The following is a 502-nucleotide window of genomic DNA, read 5'->3' on the forward strand; positions in this document are numbered from 1 at the left end:
GCTCGGCGGGATCCCCGACGACTCCGCCCTGCCGGTCCACGAGCTTCTCGCCGCCACCGAGCGCGTGCTCACGGGCGCCCGCTCCGGCCCCGCGGCGTTCCAGTACTCGCAGTCAGCAGGACTCGACGAGCTGCGCGCGTGGATCGCGGCGCGCGAGGGCGTGCCGGCCGAGCGCGTCATCATCACGAACGGCGGGTTCCACGGCCTGTCGCTGTCGGTGCTCTCGCTGGTCGAGCGCGGTGGCCTCGTCGCCGTCGACAACCCGATCTTCCCGCTCTTCCTGCGGGCGCTCGAGCTCTCCGACGGCCGCACCCTGCCCGTCGGCGTCGGACCGCACGGGCTCGACGTGTCCGAGCTCGAGGACTCGCTGCGCGCGGGCGCCCGACCGGCGGCCGTCTACACGGTGCCCGACTTCCACAACCCGTCGCAGGGCACGCTCCCGACGGAGCAGCGCGTCCGGCTGGTCGAGCTCGCCGAGCGCTACGGCTTCGTGGTGCTGGCC

Annotated in this window: 1 protein-coding gene; it reads left to right on the top strand. The window is 74.3% G+C overall.

Going from position 1 to position 502, the window contains the following annotated elements:
* On the top strand, positions 1-502 hold a 502-nt coding region (locus tag AC1DVP_RS21470), incomplete at both ends, for an aminotransferase class I/II-fold pyridoxal phosphate-dependent enzyme (RefSeq protein WP_477185501.1).

Source organism: Flavobacterium sp. P3_A6, from assembly GCF_056403035.1.